General features: G+C 69.0%; 13 protein-coding genes. 6 read left to right on the top strand and 7 right to left on the bottom strand.

Going from position 1 to position 16,417, the window contains the following annotated elements; all coding sequences use genetic code 11:
- Positions 1–158: 158 nt before the first annotated feature.
- The 3 genes from GJG85_RS32720 (at position 159) to GJG85_RS32710 (ending at position 4,378) form a co-directional block, all read left to right on the top strand.
- On the top strand, positions 159–1,196 hold the full coding sequence (locus GJG85_RS32720) for a LacI family DNA-binding transcriptional regulator (RefSeq protein ID WP_080334360.1): 1,038 nt from the start codon (positions 159–161) through the stop codon (positions 1,194–1,196).
- Between the two features lie 189 nt (positions 1,197–1,385).
- Positions 1,386–3,167 carry an IlvD/Edd family dehydratase gene (locus GJG85_RS32715; RefSeq protein ID WP_204384514.1) on the top strand — a complete coding sequence of 594 codons (1,782 nt, stop codon included), beginning with the start codon at positions 1,386–1,388 and terminating at the stop codon, positions 3,165–3,167.
- 32 nt (positions 3,168–3,199) lie between these two features.
- Positions 3,200–4,378, top strand: coding sequence for a fumarylacetoacetate hydrolase family protein (locus GJG85_RS32710; protein WP_050016820.1), 1,179 nt, complete (start codon positions 3,200–3,202; stop codon positions 4,376–4,378).
- Positions 4,379–4,564: 186 nt separating this feature from the next.
- Here the strand turns inward: GJG85_RS32710 and GJG85_RS32705 are convergent, their stop codons facing one another.
- On the bottom strand, positions 4,565–6,382 hold the full coding sequence (locus tag GJG85_RS32705) for a methyl-accepting chemotaxis protein (RefSeq protein WP_050016818.1): 1,818 nt from the start codon (positions 6,380–6,382) through the stop codon (positions 4,565–4,567).
- Between the two features lie 28 nt (positions 6,383–6,410).
- Between GJG85_RS32705 and GJG85_RS32700 the strand changes: the two genes are divergently transcribed.
- The 3 genes from GJG85_RS32700 (at position 6,411) to GJG85_RS32690 (ending at position 10,436) form a co-directional block, all read left to right on the top strand.
- A complete protein-coding gene (locus tag GJG85_RS32700) occupies positions 6,411–6,707 on the top strand; it encodes a hypothetical protein (protein WP_143328942.1) in 297 nt (98 codons plus the stop codon).
- A complete protein-coding gene (locus tag GJG85_RS32695) occupies positions 6,704–8,290 on the top strand; it encodes a methyl-accepting chemotaxis protein (RefSeq protein ID WP_050016816.1) in 1,587 nt (528 codons plus the stop codon). Before GJG85_RS32700 ends, GJG85_RS32695 begins: the two co-directional genes overlap by 4 nt.
- Positions 8,291–8,474: 184 nt before the next feature.
- Entirely contained in the window at positions 8,475–10,436 is a 1,962-nt protein-coding gene (locus GJG85_RS32690; RefSeq protein WP_124555360.1) for a phosphatase PAP2 family protein, read from the top strand.
- A 34-nt stretch (positions 10,437–10,470) separates the two neighbouring features.
- Here GJG85_RS32690 and GJG85_RS32685 read toward each other — a convergent pair whose 3' ends face one another.
- From GJG85_RS32685 to GJG85_RS32660, 6 genes are read right to left on the bottom strand one after another with little or no spacing between them, the layout of a single operon-like run.
- Positions 10,471–10,713, bottom strand: a complete 243-nt coding sequence (locus GJG85_RS32685) for a hypothetical protein (RefSeq protein WP_050016837.1) — start codon at positions 10,711–10,713, stop codon at positions 10,471–10,473.
- Between the two features lie 53 nt (positions 10,714–10,766).
- Positions 10,767–12,290: an altronate dehydratase family protein gene (locus GJG85_RS32680; protein WP_050016812.1), complete on the bottom strand. Its 1,524-nt coding sequence runs from the start codon at positions 12,288–12,290 to the stop codon at positions 10,767–10,769.
- Positions 12,287–13,450, bottom strand: a complete 1,164-nt coding sequence (locus GJG85_RS32675) for a mannitol dehydrogenase family protein (protein ID WP_204384513.1) — start codon at positions 13,448–13,450, stop codon at positions 12,287–12,289. Before GJG85_RS32675 ends, GJG85_RS32680 begins: the two co-directional genes overlap by 4 nt.
- 31 nt (positions 13,451–13,481) lie before the next feature.
- Positions 13,482–14,492 (bottom strand): zinc-binding alcohol dehydrogenase family protein, encoded by a 1,011-nt coding sequence (locus GJG85_RS32670; RefSeq protein ID WP_089490426.1) that lies wholly within the window; start codon positions 14,490–14,492, stop codon positions 13,482–13,484.
- 22 nt (positions 14,493–14,514) lie between these two features.
- On the bottom strand, positions 14,515–15,390 hold the full coding sequence (locus tag GJG85_RS32665; RefSeq protein ID WP_050016806.1) for an amidohydrolase family protein: 876 nt from the start codon (positions 15,388–15,390) through the stop codon (positions 14,515–14,517).
- Positions 15,387–16,403 carry an aldo/keto reductase gene (locus GJG85_RS32660; protein WP_050016804.1) on the bottom strand — a complete coding sequence of 339 codons (1,017 nt, stop codon included), beginning with the start codon at positions 16,401–16,403 and terminating at the stop codon, positions 15,387–15,389. The genes GJG85_RS32665 and GJG85_RS32660 overlap by 4 nt, the downstream gene beginning before the upstream one ends.
- Between the last annotated feature and the right edge of the window lie 14 nt (positions 16,404–16,417).

Raw genomic sequence — 16,417 nt, 5'->3', positions numbered from 1 at the left:
CTGAAGGTAGCATGCTGCGATACGCGCATACAAGTCCCGCCGAACGCGTGGTTTCCCTAGTACGGAGCTTACCGCGACGGGTACGGCGCGACCCGCCTGCGCGGTATGCCGCACCGGTATGATGTAGCCTTTCCGGCTTTCTCCCGATCGCGATTCCGATGCCCAGTCCCACCGCCGTCCGGCCCGCCGGGCCGCCCCGCATGTCCGACGTAGCGCGCCTCGCCGGCGTATCGAAGATGACGGTGTCGCGCGTGCTCGCCGGCCACAGCGTGGCCGCCGAGACGCGCGCACGGGTCTGCGAGGCCATCGACCAGCTCGGCTACGTGGCGGATGCCGCCGCCGGTGCGCTGTCGTCGGGACGCTCGGAATTCGTCGCGGTGCTGGTGCCGTCGCTGTCGAGCTCCAACTTCTCGGACACCGTGCGCGGCCTGACCGATGCGCTCGAGCCGCATGGTCTGCAATTGCTGCTCGGCGATACCGATTACGACCTGGAACGGGAAGAACGGCTCGTCCGCTCGATGCTGCGACACCAGCCGCGCTGCATCGCGCTGACGGGGTCGCAGCACACCGAAGCGACGCGCAAGGTGCTGGAGCGCTCGGCGATTCCGGTGGTCGAGATGTGGGACCTGCCCACGCGCCCGATCGACACCGCCGTCGGCTTCTCGAACGTGCGCGCCGCCCGTGCGATGGTGCGCCACCTGGCCGAGCGCGGTTACCGGCGCATCGGCTTTCTGGTCGGCGCGAGCGAACTGGATCGCCGCGGCCTGGACCGGCTCAAGGGCTACCAGGCGGAGATCAAGGCGCTGGGCCTGGGCGAACCGCGCGTCGTGCGGCTGGGCGAATCGCCGATCACGATGAGCCACGGCGGGCCCGCGATGGCCGCGCTGCTGGAGCGCTGGCCGGATACCGACGCGGTGATGTGCGTGAGCGACATGTCGGCATTCGGCGCGATCATGGAATGCCACCGGCGCGGCCTCACCGTGCCCGCCGACATCGCCGTGGCCGGCTTCGGGAACTTCGAAGTCGCCGAGTGCTGCCACCCGACCATCACCACCGTGTCGGTCGATGCGTACGGCATCGGGCTGCGCACCGGCGAAGCGTTGCTGGCGGCGCTGCAAGCGCGCGACGGCGGCGAGCCGACCGACTCGAAAAGCATCCGTATCGACTACACGATCATCGCGCGGGAAAGCGCGTGACAAGCCGACGGCCGCGCGCGTCCCAAGACGCGATGCGCGCGGCTTCGCACCGGCCCCCTGCCCCATTCCTTCGCCACGCGCGCACGAAATCCCTTCCGCTACGCAAAAAAGCCGTGCTAACATCCAATCGATGTTACCGGTACCATCCGGCACGCAAAATGAAGAAGGCCCCTCAGGAGACAGCCTGCCATGTCACACACCCCTCGCCGTCTGCGCAGCCAGGAATGGTTCGACGACCCCGCGCACGCAGACATGACCGCGCTCTATGTCGAGCGCTTCATGAACTACGGGTTGACGCGCGAGGAACTGCAGTCGGGCCGTCCTGTCATCGGCATCGCACAGACGGGCAGCGACCTCGCGCCGTGCAACCGCCACCACATCGAGTTGGCCGAACGCACCAAGGCCGGTATCCGCGACGCGGGCGGCATTCCGATGGAGTTCCCCGTGCATCCGCTGGCCGAGCAAAGCCGCCGGCCCACCGCCGCGCTCGACCGCAATCTCGCCTACCTCGGGCTGGTGGAAGTGCTGCACGGCTTTCCGCTGGACGGCGTGGTGCTGACGACCGGCTGCGACAAGACCACGCCCGCGTGCCTGATGGCCGCGGCCACCGTCGACCTGCCCGCGATCGTGCTGTCGGGCGGCCCGATGCTCGACGGCTGGCACGACGGCAAGCGGGTCGGCTCGGGCACGGTGATCTGGCATGCGCGCAACCTGCTCGCGGCCGGCGAGATCGATTACGAAGGCTTCATGCAGCTGACCACGGCGTCGTCGCCGTCGATCGGCCACTGCAACACCATGGGCACCGCGCTGTCGATGAACAGCCTCGCCGAGGCGCTGGGCATGTCGCTGCCCGGGTGCGCGAGCATTCCCGCCGCCTATCGCGAGCGCGGCCAGATGGCTTACGCGACCGGCAAGCGCGCGGTCGAGCTCGTTCGCGAAGACCTGCGCCCGTCGACAATCATGACGCGCGCGGCGTTCGAGAATGCGATCGTCGTGGCCTCCGCGCTGGGTGCATCGACGAATTGCCCGCCTCACCTGATCGCGATTGCGCGCCACATGGGCGTCGAACTGAGCCTGGACGACTGGCAGCGCCTGGGTGAAGCCGTGCCGCTGCTCGTGAACTGCATGCCGGCCGGCGAATACCTCGGCGAGAGCTTCCACCGCGCCGGCGGCGTGCCCGCGGTGCTGCGCCAGCTCGATGCGGCCGGCCTGCTGCGGCGCGACTGCCTGACCGTATCGGGCCGCGCGATCGGCGAGATCGCCGACACCGCGCAGGACGCCGACCGCGACGTGATCCGCACGCCCGACGCGCCGCTCAAGCATGGCGCCGGCTTCATGGTGCTGTCGGGCAACTTCTTCGACAGCGCGATCATGAAGATGTCGGTGGTGGGCGACGCGTTCCGCCAGACTTACCTTTCCGAGCCGGGCGCGGAGAATACGTTCGAGGCGCGCGCGATCGTGTTCGACGGCCCCGAGGATTACCACGCGCGCATCAACGATCCCGCGCTGAACATCGACGAGCGCTGCATCCTCGTGATCCGCGGCTGCGGCACGGTCGGCTATCCGGGCAGCTCCGAAGTCGTGAACATGGCGCCGCCGGCCGAGCTGGTGAAGCGCGGCGTGACGTCGCTGCCGTGCATGGGCGACGGACGCCAGAGCGGCACGTCGGCCAGCCCGTCGATCCTGAACATGTCGCCGGAAGCCGCGGTCGGCGGCGGTCTCGCGCTGCTGCGCACGAACGACCGCGTGCGCGTGGACCTGAACCGCCGCAGTGTCGACGTGCTCGTCGACGAGGACGAACTCGCGCGCCGCCGCGAAACCGCCAGCTTCACCGTGCCGCAGGCGCAAACGCCGTGGCAGGAACTCTATCGCCGGTTCGTCGGACAGCTGTCCACCGGCGGCTGCCTCGAACCGGCCACGCTGTATCTGAAGGTGATCGAGCAGCGCGGCAACCCGCGCCATTCGCACTGACCCCGCCGCCCCCGACTCTTGCCGAGCTGACCATGCGTACTCCTTCCGTTTCCGACTGCCTGCCGCACGACCTTGCCCACGCGCTGCTGATCGGCCGCGTCTGGCGGCACGACGGCGCCCACGCGGGCCCGAGCGTCGTCGCCGTACGTGGCGGCGAAGTGTTCGACATCACGCGCACCGCGCCAACCACTGCCGACCTGTTCGACCGTCCCGATGCCGTCGCGGTCGCGCGCACGGCCCCCGGCGAATCGCTCGGCCGCGTCGAGCCGTTGTTGCAGGCGGCGCTGGACGGCACGCCGGGCGCGACGCACCTGCTCGCGCCGTGTGACGTGCAGGCGATCAAGGCGTGCGGTGTGACCTTTGCGGTCAGCCTGATCGAACGCGTGATCGAGGAACAGGCCGGCGGCGATCCGGCCAAGGCGCGGGAAGTACGCGACACCATCGCCGCGACCATCGGCACCGACCTGTCGAAGATCGTGCCGGGCTCGGAAGCCGCGCTGCGCCTGAAGGCGGAGCTCGAGCGCCGCGGCGCGTGGTCGCAATACATGGAAGTCGGCATCGGCCCGGACGCCGAGGTGTTCTCCAAGGCGCAGCCGATGTCCGCGGTCGGCTTCGGCGCGGACGTGGGGCTGCTGCCCATATCGGTGTGGAACAACCCCGAGCCGGAGATCGTGCTGGCGGTCGCCAGCGACGGCAGGCCGGTCGGCGCGACGCTCGGCAACGACGTGAACCTGCGCGACGTCGAAGGCCGCTCGGCGCTGCTGCTCGGCAAATGCAAGGACAACAACGGCTCGTGCGCGATCGGCCCGTTCGTGCGGCTGTTCGACGATGGCTTCACGCTCGATGGCGTGCGGGAATGCAGCGTGTCGCTGCGCGTCGAAGGCGCGGACGACGGCTTCGTCCTCGACGGCATCAGCCACATGCGCGAGATCAGCCGCGACCCGGCCGCCCTCGTCGCGCAGACCTGCGGCGCGCATCACCAGTATCCGGACGGCTTCATGCTGTTCCTCGGCACGATGTTCTCGCCGATCCAGGATCGCGACGCGCCCGGCGGCGGATTCACGCATCACCTCGGCGACCGCGTGACGATCTCGACGCCCGCGCTCGGCGCGCTCGTCAACACCGTGCGGCTTTGCACGGAGATCGCGCCGTGGACCTTCGGCGTGCGCGCGCTGTATGCGAATCTGGCCGCACGCGGGCTGCTTGCCTGAACGGAACGAAGGCGATACCGCCTCCCCGCTTGCGATCGATCGCAGTCAGCCACGGCGTGGGCGACGCACCAGCGGACCGGCGCAGGATACGAACGAAATCCCGCCCGTCGTCGGCGGGTACGCCAGCCGGACCGACTTAGCCGCGCCGCATGAAACAGGGGCCCGCTGGCCCCGTCAATCAAACCCTCACACCGCCACCGCGCGCTCCGCCAGCTTGAACTCGCCCACCGTCTGCGCGAGCCGGGCCGCCTGCTCGCGCAGCGACGTCGCGGCTGCCGCCGATTGCTCGACGAGCGCCGCGTTCTGCTGCGTCGTGTCGTCGAGTTGCGACACCGCCTGATTCACCTGCTCGAGCCCCGTGCTCTGCTCCTTCGCGGCGACGCTGATCTCGGCGATCACGCTCGTGATGTTGCGCACGCCGTCGACGATCTCGTCCATCGTCGCCCCGGCCGTCTGGACGAGCCCGGAGCCGCCCTCGATCTTCTCGACCGACGAGTGGATCAACTGCTTGATTTCCCGCGCGGCCTGCGCGCTGCGCTGCGCGAGCGCACGCACCTCGCCGGCGACGACCGCGAAGCCGCGGCCGTGCTCGTTCGCGCGCGCCGCCTCGACGGCGGCGTTCAGCGCGAGAATGTTGGTCTGGAACGCGATGCCGTCGATCACGCCCACGATGTTGGCGATCTCTGCCGACGCCTGCGTGATGTCGTTCATCGTCGACACGACTTCGCGCACGACCGTGCCGCCCCGCAGCGCGACATCCGACGCCGATTCCGCCAGACGGTTCACCTGGCTCGCCGCATCGGCCGAGTTGCGCGCCGTGCCGGCGATCTCCTCCAACGCCGCGGCCGTTTCCTGCAGGCTCGACGCCGCGTGTTCGGTGCGGGCCGACAGATCCTGGTTGCCCTGCGCGATCTCGGCGCTCGCGAGGTTGACGGACGTGCTGAACGCGCGGATCTGCAGCAGGATCGCACTGATCTTCTCGGCGAACGCGTTGAACGCGCGCGCGATCTGCGCGGCTTCGTCCGCGCCGTCGGCCGGCAGGCGCTTCGTCAGGTCGCCGCTGCCGCTCGAGACGTCCGTGAGCGCGTCGCGCACCATCAGGATGCGCTTGAAGGCCGCGTTCGTCATCGCGCCGACGAGCGCGGCCGCGATGATGGCGACGATCACGATCGCCAGCAGCGTGGTCGTCGCGACCGCGCGCATGCCGGCCGTCACGTCGCCCTTGTCGAGCGCGAGCACCAGCGACCAGTCGGTGCCGACGATCGGTTGTGCGCGCATCAGCTTGGCGGCGCCGTCGATGTCGACCGCGACGGGCGCCGACGCCGTCTGCAGCGCGCCGAGGTGATCGGCATCGAGTTCCGGCGACAGGCCGGTGGCCGGCTTCATGATCAGGTCGGTCTTGGCCGACGCGATCACGCGCGCGCCCTTGTCCACCAGGAACGCGAAGCTCGCCGGCGTCGGGTGAACGGAGGTCACGATCGAGCTCACGTTCTCCATGAACAGGCTGGCCGCCAGCACGCCCTTCACCGCGCCGTCGCGCACCACCGGCACCGCGAACGCGACGGCCGGCTTGCCGCTTGTCGCATCGCGGTAGAGCGCCGTCACGACCAGATGGCCCGCGCCGACGGCCTGCTTGTACCAGGGCCGCGCGGTCGGATCGTAGCCGGGCGCGAGCGGCACGTTCGAGAAGGCGGTCTTGTCCGGCAGGCCGAGCGTCAGCACCTCGAAGCCGCCCGACTTGCCGAGCAGCTTCAATGCCGGCACCGGATCGCCGTCGCCGATCGCGATCGTATCCGCGAGCGCCTGGGTTTCGCGCGACCGGCTGGCCACCCATTCGTCGATCGCCAGCGCGTGGCCGGCGAGGATCGATTTGTGATTCTGGTCGATGGCCTCGTCGTTGTGGGTCTTGACGACGTAATAGACGAGCCCGCCGGTGACGGCCAGCGCCGTCACGACGATGGCGACACACGTCGCCAGGATCCGTGCGCGAATTGATGACAGCATGATGACTTCGGTCTCCGTTACCGCGTGATTGAAATGGATCGCTGAAAAGGGCGACCCTGATCCGTTTAACGGCACCGTCGGCGGGAAGTTGAGCGATGCCGGACGGACGGCGACCGGCACGGGTACGCCGAGGCAGAAACCGGTTGTGGCGCGCGAAAACGGAGCCGTTCGTCCGTTCGGCGTGACGAATGCGGAGCGCTGCCGGATTTTTTTGACGACAGGCAACCCGCAAACGATTGCCTCGAGCGACGGTCCTAAACTGTTCGTTCCCCGTTCCGTTAATCAGGAAATCTATTTAATACCCACAACTGGATTCTTCCTATGAACGATCGACGATTAACGGTTCGCACGAAGCTGATCATGGCTTTCGGACTTCTTACGTGCACGGTCGTGCTCGTCTCCGTCGTCGGCATCGTCTCGCTCGGCAACGCGAACGCGGCATTCGACCATTATGTCAACGGCATCAACGCCCGCGCGACCCTGGCGGACAAGGTGCTCGCCGCCGTCGACCGGCGCGCGATCGCCGCCCGCAACCAGGTCCTCGCGGCCAGCCCGCGCGATGCGGACATCGAGAAGGAAGCGGCGCTGCAGGCCGACCGCGAAGTCGGCGCGCTGATGGGCGAACTGACGAATGCGGTCCGCGAGGGGAGCGGCGCGTCCGACAAGTCTCGCGAACTGGTTCGGCAAATCGGGGCGATCGAGGCGCAGTACGGCCCCGTGGCGCGCGCCATCGTCGACGCGGCGGCGAACAACCGGCGCGATCAGGCGATCACGATGATCAACGAACAGTGTCGACCGCTGCTGGCGCAGCTTGTCGCGGCCACCGACACGTATGCGAAGTACTCGCGCTCGCGGGCCGACCAACTGGTGAAGGAATCGGACGACCGTTATACGTCGCGACGACTGATGCTGATCGCGATCTGCATCGCCGCCGCCGCCGCGGCCGCGATCTCGGGCCTCTTCATCACCCGCGGCCTGCTGCGCGCGCTGGGCACGGAGCCTGCCGTGCTCAGCGATATCGCCGGCCATATCGCCGCCGGCAATCTCGGCGCCGAAGCCGCGACCGGCGCCGCGCCGGCCGGCAGCGTGCTGGCTTCGATGCGCGACATGCAGGCAAACCTCATCCGCCTGATCTCGGAGGTTCGTACCGCATCGGGCAACGTCGCGACCGGCGCCGGCGAAATCGCGTCCGGCAACCAGGACCTGTCGTCCCGCACCGAACAGCAGGCCGCGTCGCTGCAGGAAACCGCGTCGAGCATGGAGCAATTGACGTCCACCGTGCGCCTGAACGCCGACAATGCGCAGCAGGCAAGCGGCCTCGCCAACAACGCATCGGAGGTCGCGCAGCGCGGCAGCTCGGCCGTCGGCCTGATGGTCGACACGATGACGGACATCAGCGCGAGTTCCGCCAAGATCGCCGAGATCACCGCGATCATCGAAGGGATCGCGTTCCAGACCAACATTCTCGCGCTCAACGCGGCCGTGGAGGCCGCCCGCGCCGGCGAACAGGGCCGCGGCTTCGCGGTGGTGGCGAGCGAAGTCAGAAGTCTTGCGCAGCGTTCGTCGAGCGCCGCGAAGGAAATTCGCGAGCTGATCTCGCAATCGGTCCGGAAAATCCAGGACGGCTCGCATATCGCGAACAACGCGGGCGATACGATGAGCGAGGTCACGCACGCGATTTCGCGCGTGACCGACATCATGGGCGAGATCGCCGCGGCGTCGAGCGAGCAGAGCCGCGGCATCGAGCAGGTCAATCTGGCCATCACGCAAATGGACGAGGTCACCCAGCAGAATGCGGCGCTCGTCGAGCAGGCGGCCGCCGCCTCGAAGTCGCTCGAGGAACAGGGAAACCGGCTTGCCGAGGCCGTCTCGCTGTTCCGGCTGGACACGCGCGCGGTGGGCGCGTAGGCCGGCGCCCTCTATCGATGACGGACGGCGCATGAATTCCGCCGTCCGTCATGTTCAGCATCGGAAATTAACCAGATAGTGGGAATTTTCGCCCGCCGCATGCGACGCGAAACAATTCCGTAACGACCGCGTAACGATCGCTGACCACAATCCTCCGTCTTCTACCCTCAGGATGGAGTCTTGCATGTTTGCGTCACGAAGCCGTTTCCCGCTGCACGTCGCGGCATTGTCGAGTGCGATCGTACTGGCTGCGTGCGGCGGCGGCGACGACGTCGCGTCGACCGCCACGATCGCCGCGGCCGTTCCGGCGCCGCCCGCCGACCCCGGCTTCGTCGACAGCGCGCCGATCCCGAGCGCGCCCGCTTTCGTCGACAACGTCGCGACCAACCAGCGCGGCGATGCGCGCTATGCGACGCTGTCGACCAACGCCGCGGTGCGCGTGTTGAGCCGTTTTCTCGACCTTTGGCAACCGGCGACGATGCTGGTCGACGCGGGCGTGACCGCGCCGGCGAACGGCGCGTTCCCGGCCATCTCGCCGTCGACCTGCTCCGGGCTGCCGAACAGCGGCGTGCCGTGCGGCACGATCCTGAACGATGCGGTGCTGTCGGCCAACGTGCAGTACGTGGTCAACGCGACGACCGCCCGCACGCCGCAGCAGGCCGATGCCGCGTACTACGACGACCGGCGCGGCAAGGGCTACAGCGTGACCGACGGCATGGGCCCGCTCACCGCCGCATGGCGCACCGCGGCCCAGCAGACCACCAGCATCACCAGCGTGCCCGCCGATGCGACGACCGTGCTGTACAACGATTCCGGCAACAACGTCGGCGTCGGCAGCAGCGGCGGCAACGCCAGCTTCGGGAAGGTCGTCGACCTGCTCAACGAAATGGGCAACAACGCGTCGACCGAACCGTCGAAGCGCTTCTTCAAATATGCGCGCCCGTACCGCTGGAGCAGCAGCGTCGTCGTCGCGCCGACGCTCGTGCCGGCCGAGAGCACGACGCCCGCGACCGACGGCGGCTTCATCAGCGGCCACACGGCCGAGGCGATGCGCGATGCGACGACGATGGCGTGGCTCGTGCCGGAACGCTTCCAGGAAATGGTCAGCCGCGGCCTCGAACTCGGCGAGAACCGGATCCTCGCCGGCATGCATTCGCCGCTCGACGTGATCGGCGGACGCATGCTCGCGCTGGCCGTCAGCGCGGCGAACCTGACCGCATACGCCGGCGACGCACAGGCCGCGTACACGCAAGCCCATCAGACGCTGCAACAACTGACGGGCACGAGCGCGACGACCTTCTCCGCATTCGCGCGCTCCGGCACGACGGCCACCGACCGGTTCGCCGACTACACGACGAACAAGACCGCATTCCTGCGCCGCATGACGTTCGGCTTCGGCGCGATCGAATCGACGAACGCGCCGCCGGTCGTGCCGAAGGGCGCGGAGATCCTGCTGCAGACGCGCTTTCCGTACCTGAGCGCCGACCAGCGGCGCGTCGTGCTGAAGACGACCGAGCTGCCGTCCGGCTATCCGGTGATGGACGACGCGGAAGGCTGGGGCCGCCTGAACCTGTTCGCGGCGGCCGACGGCTACGGCGCGTTCAACGGCAACGTGATCGTGTCGATGGACGCATCGCAAGGCGGGCTCAGTGCTGCCGACCTGTGGCGCAACGACGTCGCGGGCGCCGGCAAGCTGACGCTGCAAGGCAGCGGCACGCTGACGCTGGCGGGCAACAACGCGTACACGGGCGGCACGCAGGTGAGCGGCGGCACGCTGGCGGCCGCGTCGCCGACGGCGTTCGGCAAAGGCGACGTGTACGTCGGCCCGGGCGGCAGCGTGCGGATCGCGGCCGCCGCGCCGGTGACGATCGCGACCCGCTACACGCAGCTCGACAACACGACGCTCGAACTCGATATCGACGGCAACGGCGGTGGGCGTCTGCGCGTGGGCGGGCCGCTCACCGTCACGGGCGGCACGCTGCACGTGACATTCGTGAACGGCTACGCACCGAAGGCCGGCGACACGATCGCGCTGATCGACGGCGCGGCGGCGGCCGCGAAGTTCGCGACGGTGACGGTCGACGGGTTCAAGGCCACGCCGGTCTACACCGCGACGGGCGTGTCGATCACGCTGTCGGCGGCGTAACCGGCAGCGAAGCTCGATCCTGCAACGGCGCCGCTCACGGGCAAAGCCGCGTACCGAAGCGCCGTTGCAGTTCGATGATCGTCGGCAGGTTGAAATCGTGGACGTCCGGCGCGGCGCCGCCCTGCCGCCGGCTAACCTCGACACTGAGTTCCAGCGCACGCGCGCGCGTCTCGGCGAGCAACCTCAGCGCCTCGCCGAGCAAGCCCTTCTCGAGTTCCGATAGCGAGCCGTCCTGATCGATTTCGCCGATCGTCGGCTCGCGCATGCGGGTTTCCATCGCGGCTTCTCCTTCGCTGTCCGATTGCGCGCGGTCGCACGTCGCGTCGCACGTCACATGACCGCGCCGCGCAGCCACGGCACGAATTCGCGTTCGCCGATGCCGTTGTCCTCGCTGCGGGATCTGCGTCCGGACGCGACGTCGAGCATCAGCCGAAACAGCCGTTCGCCCGCTTCATCGACCGTCAGCGAACCGGCGACGATCCCGCCACTGTCGAAATCCATGTCCGATTGCATCCGCTCGAACAGGCCGGTCGTCGTCGCGATCTTGATCGTCGGCACCGGCTTCGAGCCGAACACCGAACCGCGGCCCGTCGTGAAGCACACGAGATTCGCGCCGCCGGCGATCTGCCCGGTGGCCGACACCGGGTCGTAACCGGGCGTATCCATGAACACGAGCCCGGCCTGCCGCACCGGCTCCGCATAGTCGTAGACCGCGCGCAGCGGCGAGCGGCCGCCCTTCGACACCGCGCCGAGCGACTTCTCGAGAATCGTCGTGATGCCGCCGGCGAGGTTGCCGGGCGACGGGTTGTTGTTCATTTCGCCGCCGTCGTCGGCGACGTAGCGCTCCCACCACTGCAACCGGCCGAGCAGACGCTCGGCCACGTCGCGCGACGCCGCGCGCGCGATCAGCAGATGCTCGGCGCCGTAGATCTCGGGCGTCTCGGACAGAATCGCGGTGCCGCCGTTGCGGACCAGCAAGTCGACGGCCGCGCCGAGCGCCGGATTCGCGGTGATGCCCGAGTAGCCGTCGGAGCCGCCGCATTGCAGGCCGACCGTCAGCCGCGAGGCCGGCACGGCGCTGCGACGCGCACCGTCGGCCGCCTCCACCAGTTCACGCACGATCGACACGCCTTTGGCCACGGTGTCGCGCACGCCGCCCTCGTCCTGGATCACCAGCGTGCGCACGGTGCCGGGCGCGGCCGCGTCGAGCCGTTGCGCGAGCGCGCCGACCTGGTTGACTTCGCAACCAAGGCCGACGAGCAGCACGCCCGCAAAATTCGGGTTCCGTGCATAGCCGACGAGCGTGCGCCGCAGCAGTTCGATGCCGTCCCCGGTCGCGGACATCCCGCAGCCGCTCTGATGGGTGATCGCGACGACGCCGTCGACGTGACCGAACGCATCGAGCGCGCCGTGCCGGTAGGCATCGGCGATCGCATGGCAGACGCTCGCCGAACAATTGACGCTCGCGATCACGCCGACGTAGTTGCGGGTCCCCACGCTGCCGTCGGGCCGCACGAATCCGTCGAAGGTATCGCGGCGATCCGTCGCCACGTCGTGCGCGTCGCCGACGAGCCCGTCGTCGTGCGCATGCCGCTCGGGCATCCCGACGTTGTGCACGTGCACGTGCTCGCCCGCGGCGATGTCGCGCAGCGCGACGCCGATCGGCTGCCCGCATTTGACGATCGCGCTGCCGCGCGCGATCGGCGCGGTGGCGACCTTGTGGCCGGCCGGTACCGCGTCCGCCAGCCGCAACGGTGCGCCGTGCACGTCGATCGGCACGTCCGGCGCCAGCGCGTCGAGTGCGACGGCGACGTTGTCGTTGCCGTGAAGGATCACGACTGCCGGTTGCTTCACGATGTATTTCTCCCAGTGGTTGCGATGCCGGCCGGCTCATAGCGGGCGACGAGTTGCCGCAAGCGCGGTTGGTCGGCCGGCACCGCCAGCGAATCGGCGAGCGCGAGCAGCGGCTCGATCCGCCGCGCCACCTTCTCGCGATGGTTGACCGCGATATCGGCGATGCGATGCGCGAGAAACGGATTCAGAAAGCGCTCGCGCACGCTGTCGACGTAGCGTTCGGCCGTTTCGCGCAGGCCGAGCGCGACGAACACCGGCGCGACTTCATCCCGCCACACGGCTTCGAGACCGTCGCGCAGCCGCGCATCGTTCATCGCGTTCAGCACCGTTTCCGATGCGTCGCGCCCGGCCGAGAGCCACTGTTCCGCGAGCCAGCTGTGCCCGAGATTGAGGAAGAACAGCTTCAGCCGCTCGTGGCTTCGCAAATCGTCGGTGACGACGATCTGTGCATGCCGGCACGGCAGCGCCATGCCCGCACGTCGTTCGATCGCCCATAGCGCATACGGCTCCGCGATCGCGCCGACCGGATGAAGCGGCTCGGACACGATGCGGTCGACGAGCGAGTTGACCCACACGCAGCGGTTGCCCAGATAGTCGGCGAACGCGCCGGGCAGCCGCCACCGGCGTGCGAGGTCCAGCACGATGTCGCGCAGCGTGTCGCCGTTGTTCGTCACCAGTTCGCAAGGCAGGATGGACACGCCGTCATCGGGCCGCACCTGCCAGCGCGCATGCAGCAGCGCGAGCAGCTTCGCCGGAAAGCCGTGCGGCGCTTGCCCGGGTTGGGCCAGCAGGTCCACGGTGTCGCGCGGATCGGCACGATAGCCTGCGTCGCCGGTGTTCGACACGATGGCGCGCACCGTCTCGATCGCGGCGCCGCGTATCTCCGCCCAGTCGCGCTCGGCGTCCCACGCGCGATGCACGGCGCGGCACTCGACGACTTCGTCGACCACGCCGCCGCGCTCGCGCCCGCGAATCCGCACCGGATAGCGGCCGGTGGCACGCAGCGCGTCGATGCGGGCGCGGCTGGCCGGATTGCCGGTCGTCTGCACGATACCGATGCCGCCCATCGCGTGGGCATCGTCCAGCGCCTGCGAGACGAACAGGTCGACGTGCGCGAGCAGGAAGCGGCTCGTGCCGAATTGCAGGATCGGCGGCGTCATCGCGTGCGCTCCGCGTGCCGGATTCGCTGGATCAGCATTCGACGAGCGCCTTCACGACGGTCTGCCCTGCATCCAGCAGACGCGGCAGCGCGTCCGGCACCTCGTCGAGCCGCATGCGGTGCGTGTTCAGCGCGCGGTCGGGAATCCTCCCTGCCCGCATCGCGTCGAGCACCGTCGCGAAATCCTCGGCCGTCGCGTTGCGGCTCGCGAGCAGCGTCGTTTCCCGTTTGTGGAATTCGGGATCCGAAAACGCGACGTGCCCGCGCACGATCGAGATCAACGTGTATTTGCCGCCATGCGCGACGAATTCGAAACCGCGATTCATCGCATCGAGGTTGCCGGTCGCGTCGAACACCGCATCGAAATACTCGCCGTTCGTCAGCGCGGCGAGACGCGCCGCGTCGCCTTCCCCCACCTCAACCGCCGCATCGACCGCCAGATGCTGGCGGCAAAACGCGAGCCGGTCGGCCCGCGTGTCGAGGCACGTGACGTCAGCGCCGCGCAGCTTCGCGAAGATCATCGCGGCCATGCCGATCGGCCCGGCGCCGACGACCAGCGCGCGCTGCCCGGCACGGACGTCCGCGCGCCGCACCGCATGCGCGCCGATCGCGAGAAATTCCAGCATCGCCGCCTGGTCGAGCGAAATGCCGTCGGCCTTGTGGACGAACTGCGCGGGCACGCTCAGGTATTCGGCCAACGCCCCGTCGCGATGCACGCCGAGCACCTTGATGTTCACGCAACAGTTCGTGTTGCCGTGACGGCATGCGACGCAGTGTCCGCACGACAGATACGGCATCACGTATACCGCATCGCCGGCGCCGAGCCCCGACGCCGGCTCCGCGTCGACGACGACCGCCGAAAGCTCGTGGCCCATCACGCGCGGATAGTCGAGGTACGGCTGGTTGCCGGTAAAGATGTGCAGGTCGGTGCCGCAGATGCCGACCCGTTGCACGCGCAACAACACTTCGCCGCTGCCGCGCACGGGCGGTTCGCGATGCTGCACGCGCAGCACGCCGGGGGATTCGCAAATCACGCTGAGCATGTCGGGTTCCTTTCGTTCTGGTTCATTCGTCGTGGCGTGCGGTGTCGATCCGGTAGAAGCGGCGCGCGTTGCCGCCGAAGAGGCCGTCCAGCGCCGTGGCGCCGAGCAACCGCGCGCAATCGTCCTCGCACGCGGCCAGCCATTCGCCGTATCCGCCGCATGCCGACGCGAGCCGCAGCACCGGCCAGTCGCTGCCCCACATCAGGCGCGTCGGCCCGAACAGATCGGCCAGCGCATCGACATACGGCCGCGTGCGCGCGCGCACCGCATCCGGGCCGGCCGACGGCCCCGCTTCGGTCCAGAGGCCGGACAGCTTGCAGTGAAGGTTCGGCAGGCGCGCGAGCCGGCTCATCGCCGACAGCCACGGCTGCAATTCGCCGCGCTCGATGAACGGCTTCGCGCCGTGGTCGATCACGATCGGCAGATCCGGATGGCGTCGCGCGAACGCATGCAGCGCATCGAGATGACGCGGCATCACCAGCGCATCGAAACCCAGCGCATGCTTGCGCATCGCGGCGACCGCGCGATCCAGCCGCGGATCGTCGATCCACGCGTCGTCCGGCAGATCCTGCAGCATCGGTCGCAAGCCGCGCGCCTTCGGCGCGGATGCAAACGCCGCGATTCGCGCCGGTGCGTCGTCGGCCTTCAGGTCGACCCAGCCGACCACCGCGCCGACGCGCGGCGTTTCAGCCGCGAGATCGAGCAGAAAGCGCGTATCGGCTTCGCTCGGCAGCGACTGCACGAGGACGGTGGTATCGATGCGCGCCGCGTCGAGCAGCGGCGCGAGATCGGCCGGGCCGAAGTCCCGGTGAATCGCATCGAGTTCGGCCGGCGGCCAGCAACCGGCTCGCGCACCGATGCGCCAGTAATGCTGATGGGCGTCGATCCGTGCAGTCATGCGCGTGCTCCCGGCACCGGCGCGTGCGCATCGATCAGACCTTCGTCGCGCAGCGCATCCCACAGCTCGGCCGGCGCGGGGCGCTCGAACCAGTCGATGTTCTGCTTCAACTGGGCCACGCTGCGCGCGCCGACCACGCACGACACGACGGCCGGATGGCCGAACGGAAATTGCAACGCAGCGGCGGGAAGCGGCACGTCGAAGCGGTTGCACAGCGCGCCGAGCCGCGTGGCCTTGTCGATCACGTCGGCGCTCGCGTCCGCATAGTTGAACTTGCCGTTGCCGGCGAGCAGGCCGGAATTGAACACGCCGCCGATCACGATCGCCGTCCCGTCACGCGCGCACGCGTCGAGCAGCGGTTCGAGCGCCGTCTGTTCGAGCAGCGTATAGCGGCCGGCCAGCAGCACCGCATCGAGTTCCGCTTCGTTCCGCGCGTCGGCCGCGACTTCCCATTCGTTCACGCCGAGACCGAACGCGCCGATCTCGCCGCCCGCGCGCAGCGCGTCGAGCGCGCGAAACCCGCCGCCACGCGTCAACTGTTCCCAGTAGTGCGCGTGACGATCGCCGTGCGTCATCGCGCCGATGTCGTGCACGTACAGCATGTCGACGCGCGCGAGCCCGAGCCGCTGCCGGCTGTCGTCGTGCGAGCGCATGATCCCGTCGTAGCTGTAGTCGTAGACCGGCCGGAACGGCAGCGGCTCGGCCCAGCCGTCGTCGCCCGGCTGCACGCTGGCGTCGGCGCGCATCAGCCGCCCGACCTTCGTGCTGAGCGTGAACGCGCGGCGCTCGCGCGGGGCGAGGCCGGCCCCCACGCGCCGCTCGGACAGCGTGTAGCCGTAATACGGCGCGGTGTCGAAATAGCGCAGGCCGGCCGCCCACGCGGCGTCGACGAGCGCGGCGGCATCGGCGGCCGACATTGGCCGATAAAGGCCGCCGAGCTGCGAGCAGCCGAGGCCGAGCGCGGACACCGTCAGCCCGCTGCGCGGCAAGGTGCGCGTATCGTTTGCGTTCATGAGGCGTGACTGGA

Origin of the sequence: Burkholderia sp. MS389, assembly GCF_016899425.1 — a bacterium.
In the GTDB taxonomy this organism is placed as follows: Bacteria; Pseudomonadota; Gammaproteobacteria; order Burkholderiales; family Burkholderiaceae; genus Burkholderia; species Burkholderia sola.
Note: the sequence above shows the minus strand (reverse complement) of the source record. Positions and strands in the feature narration are given on the sequence as shown.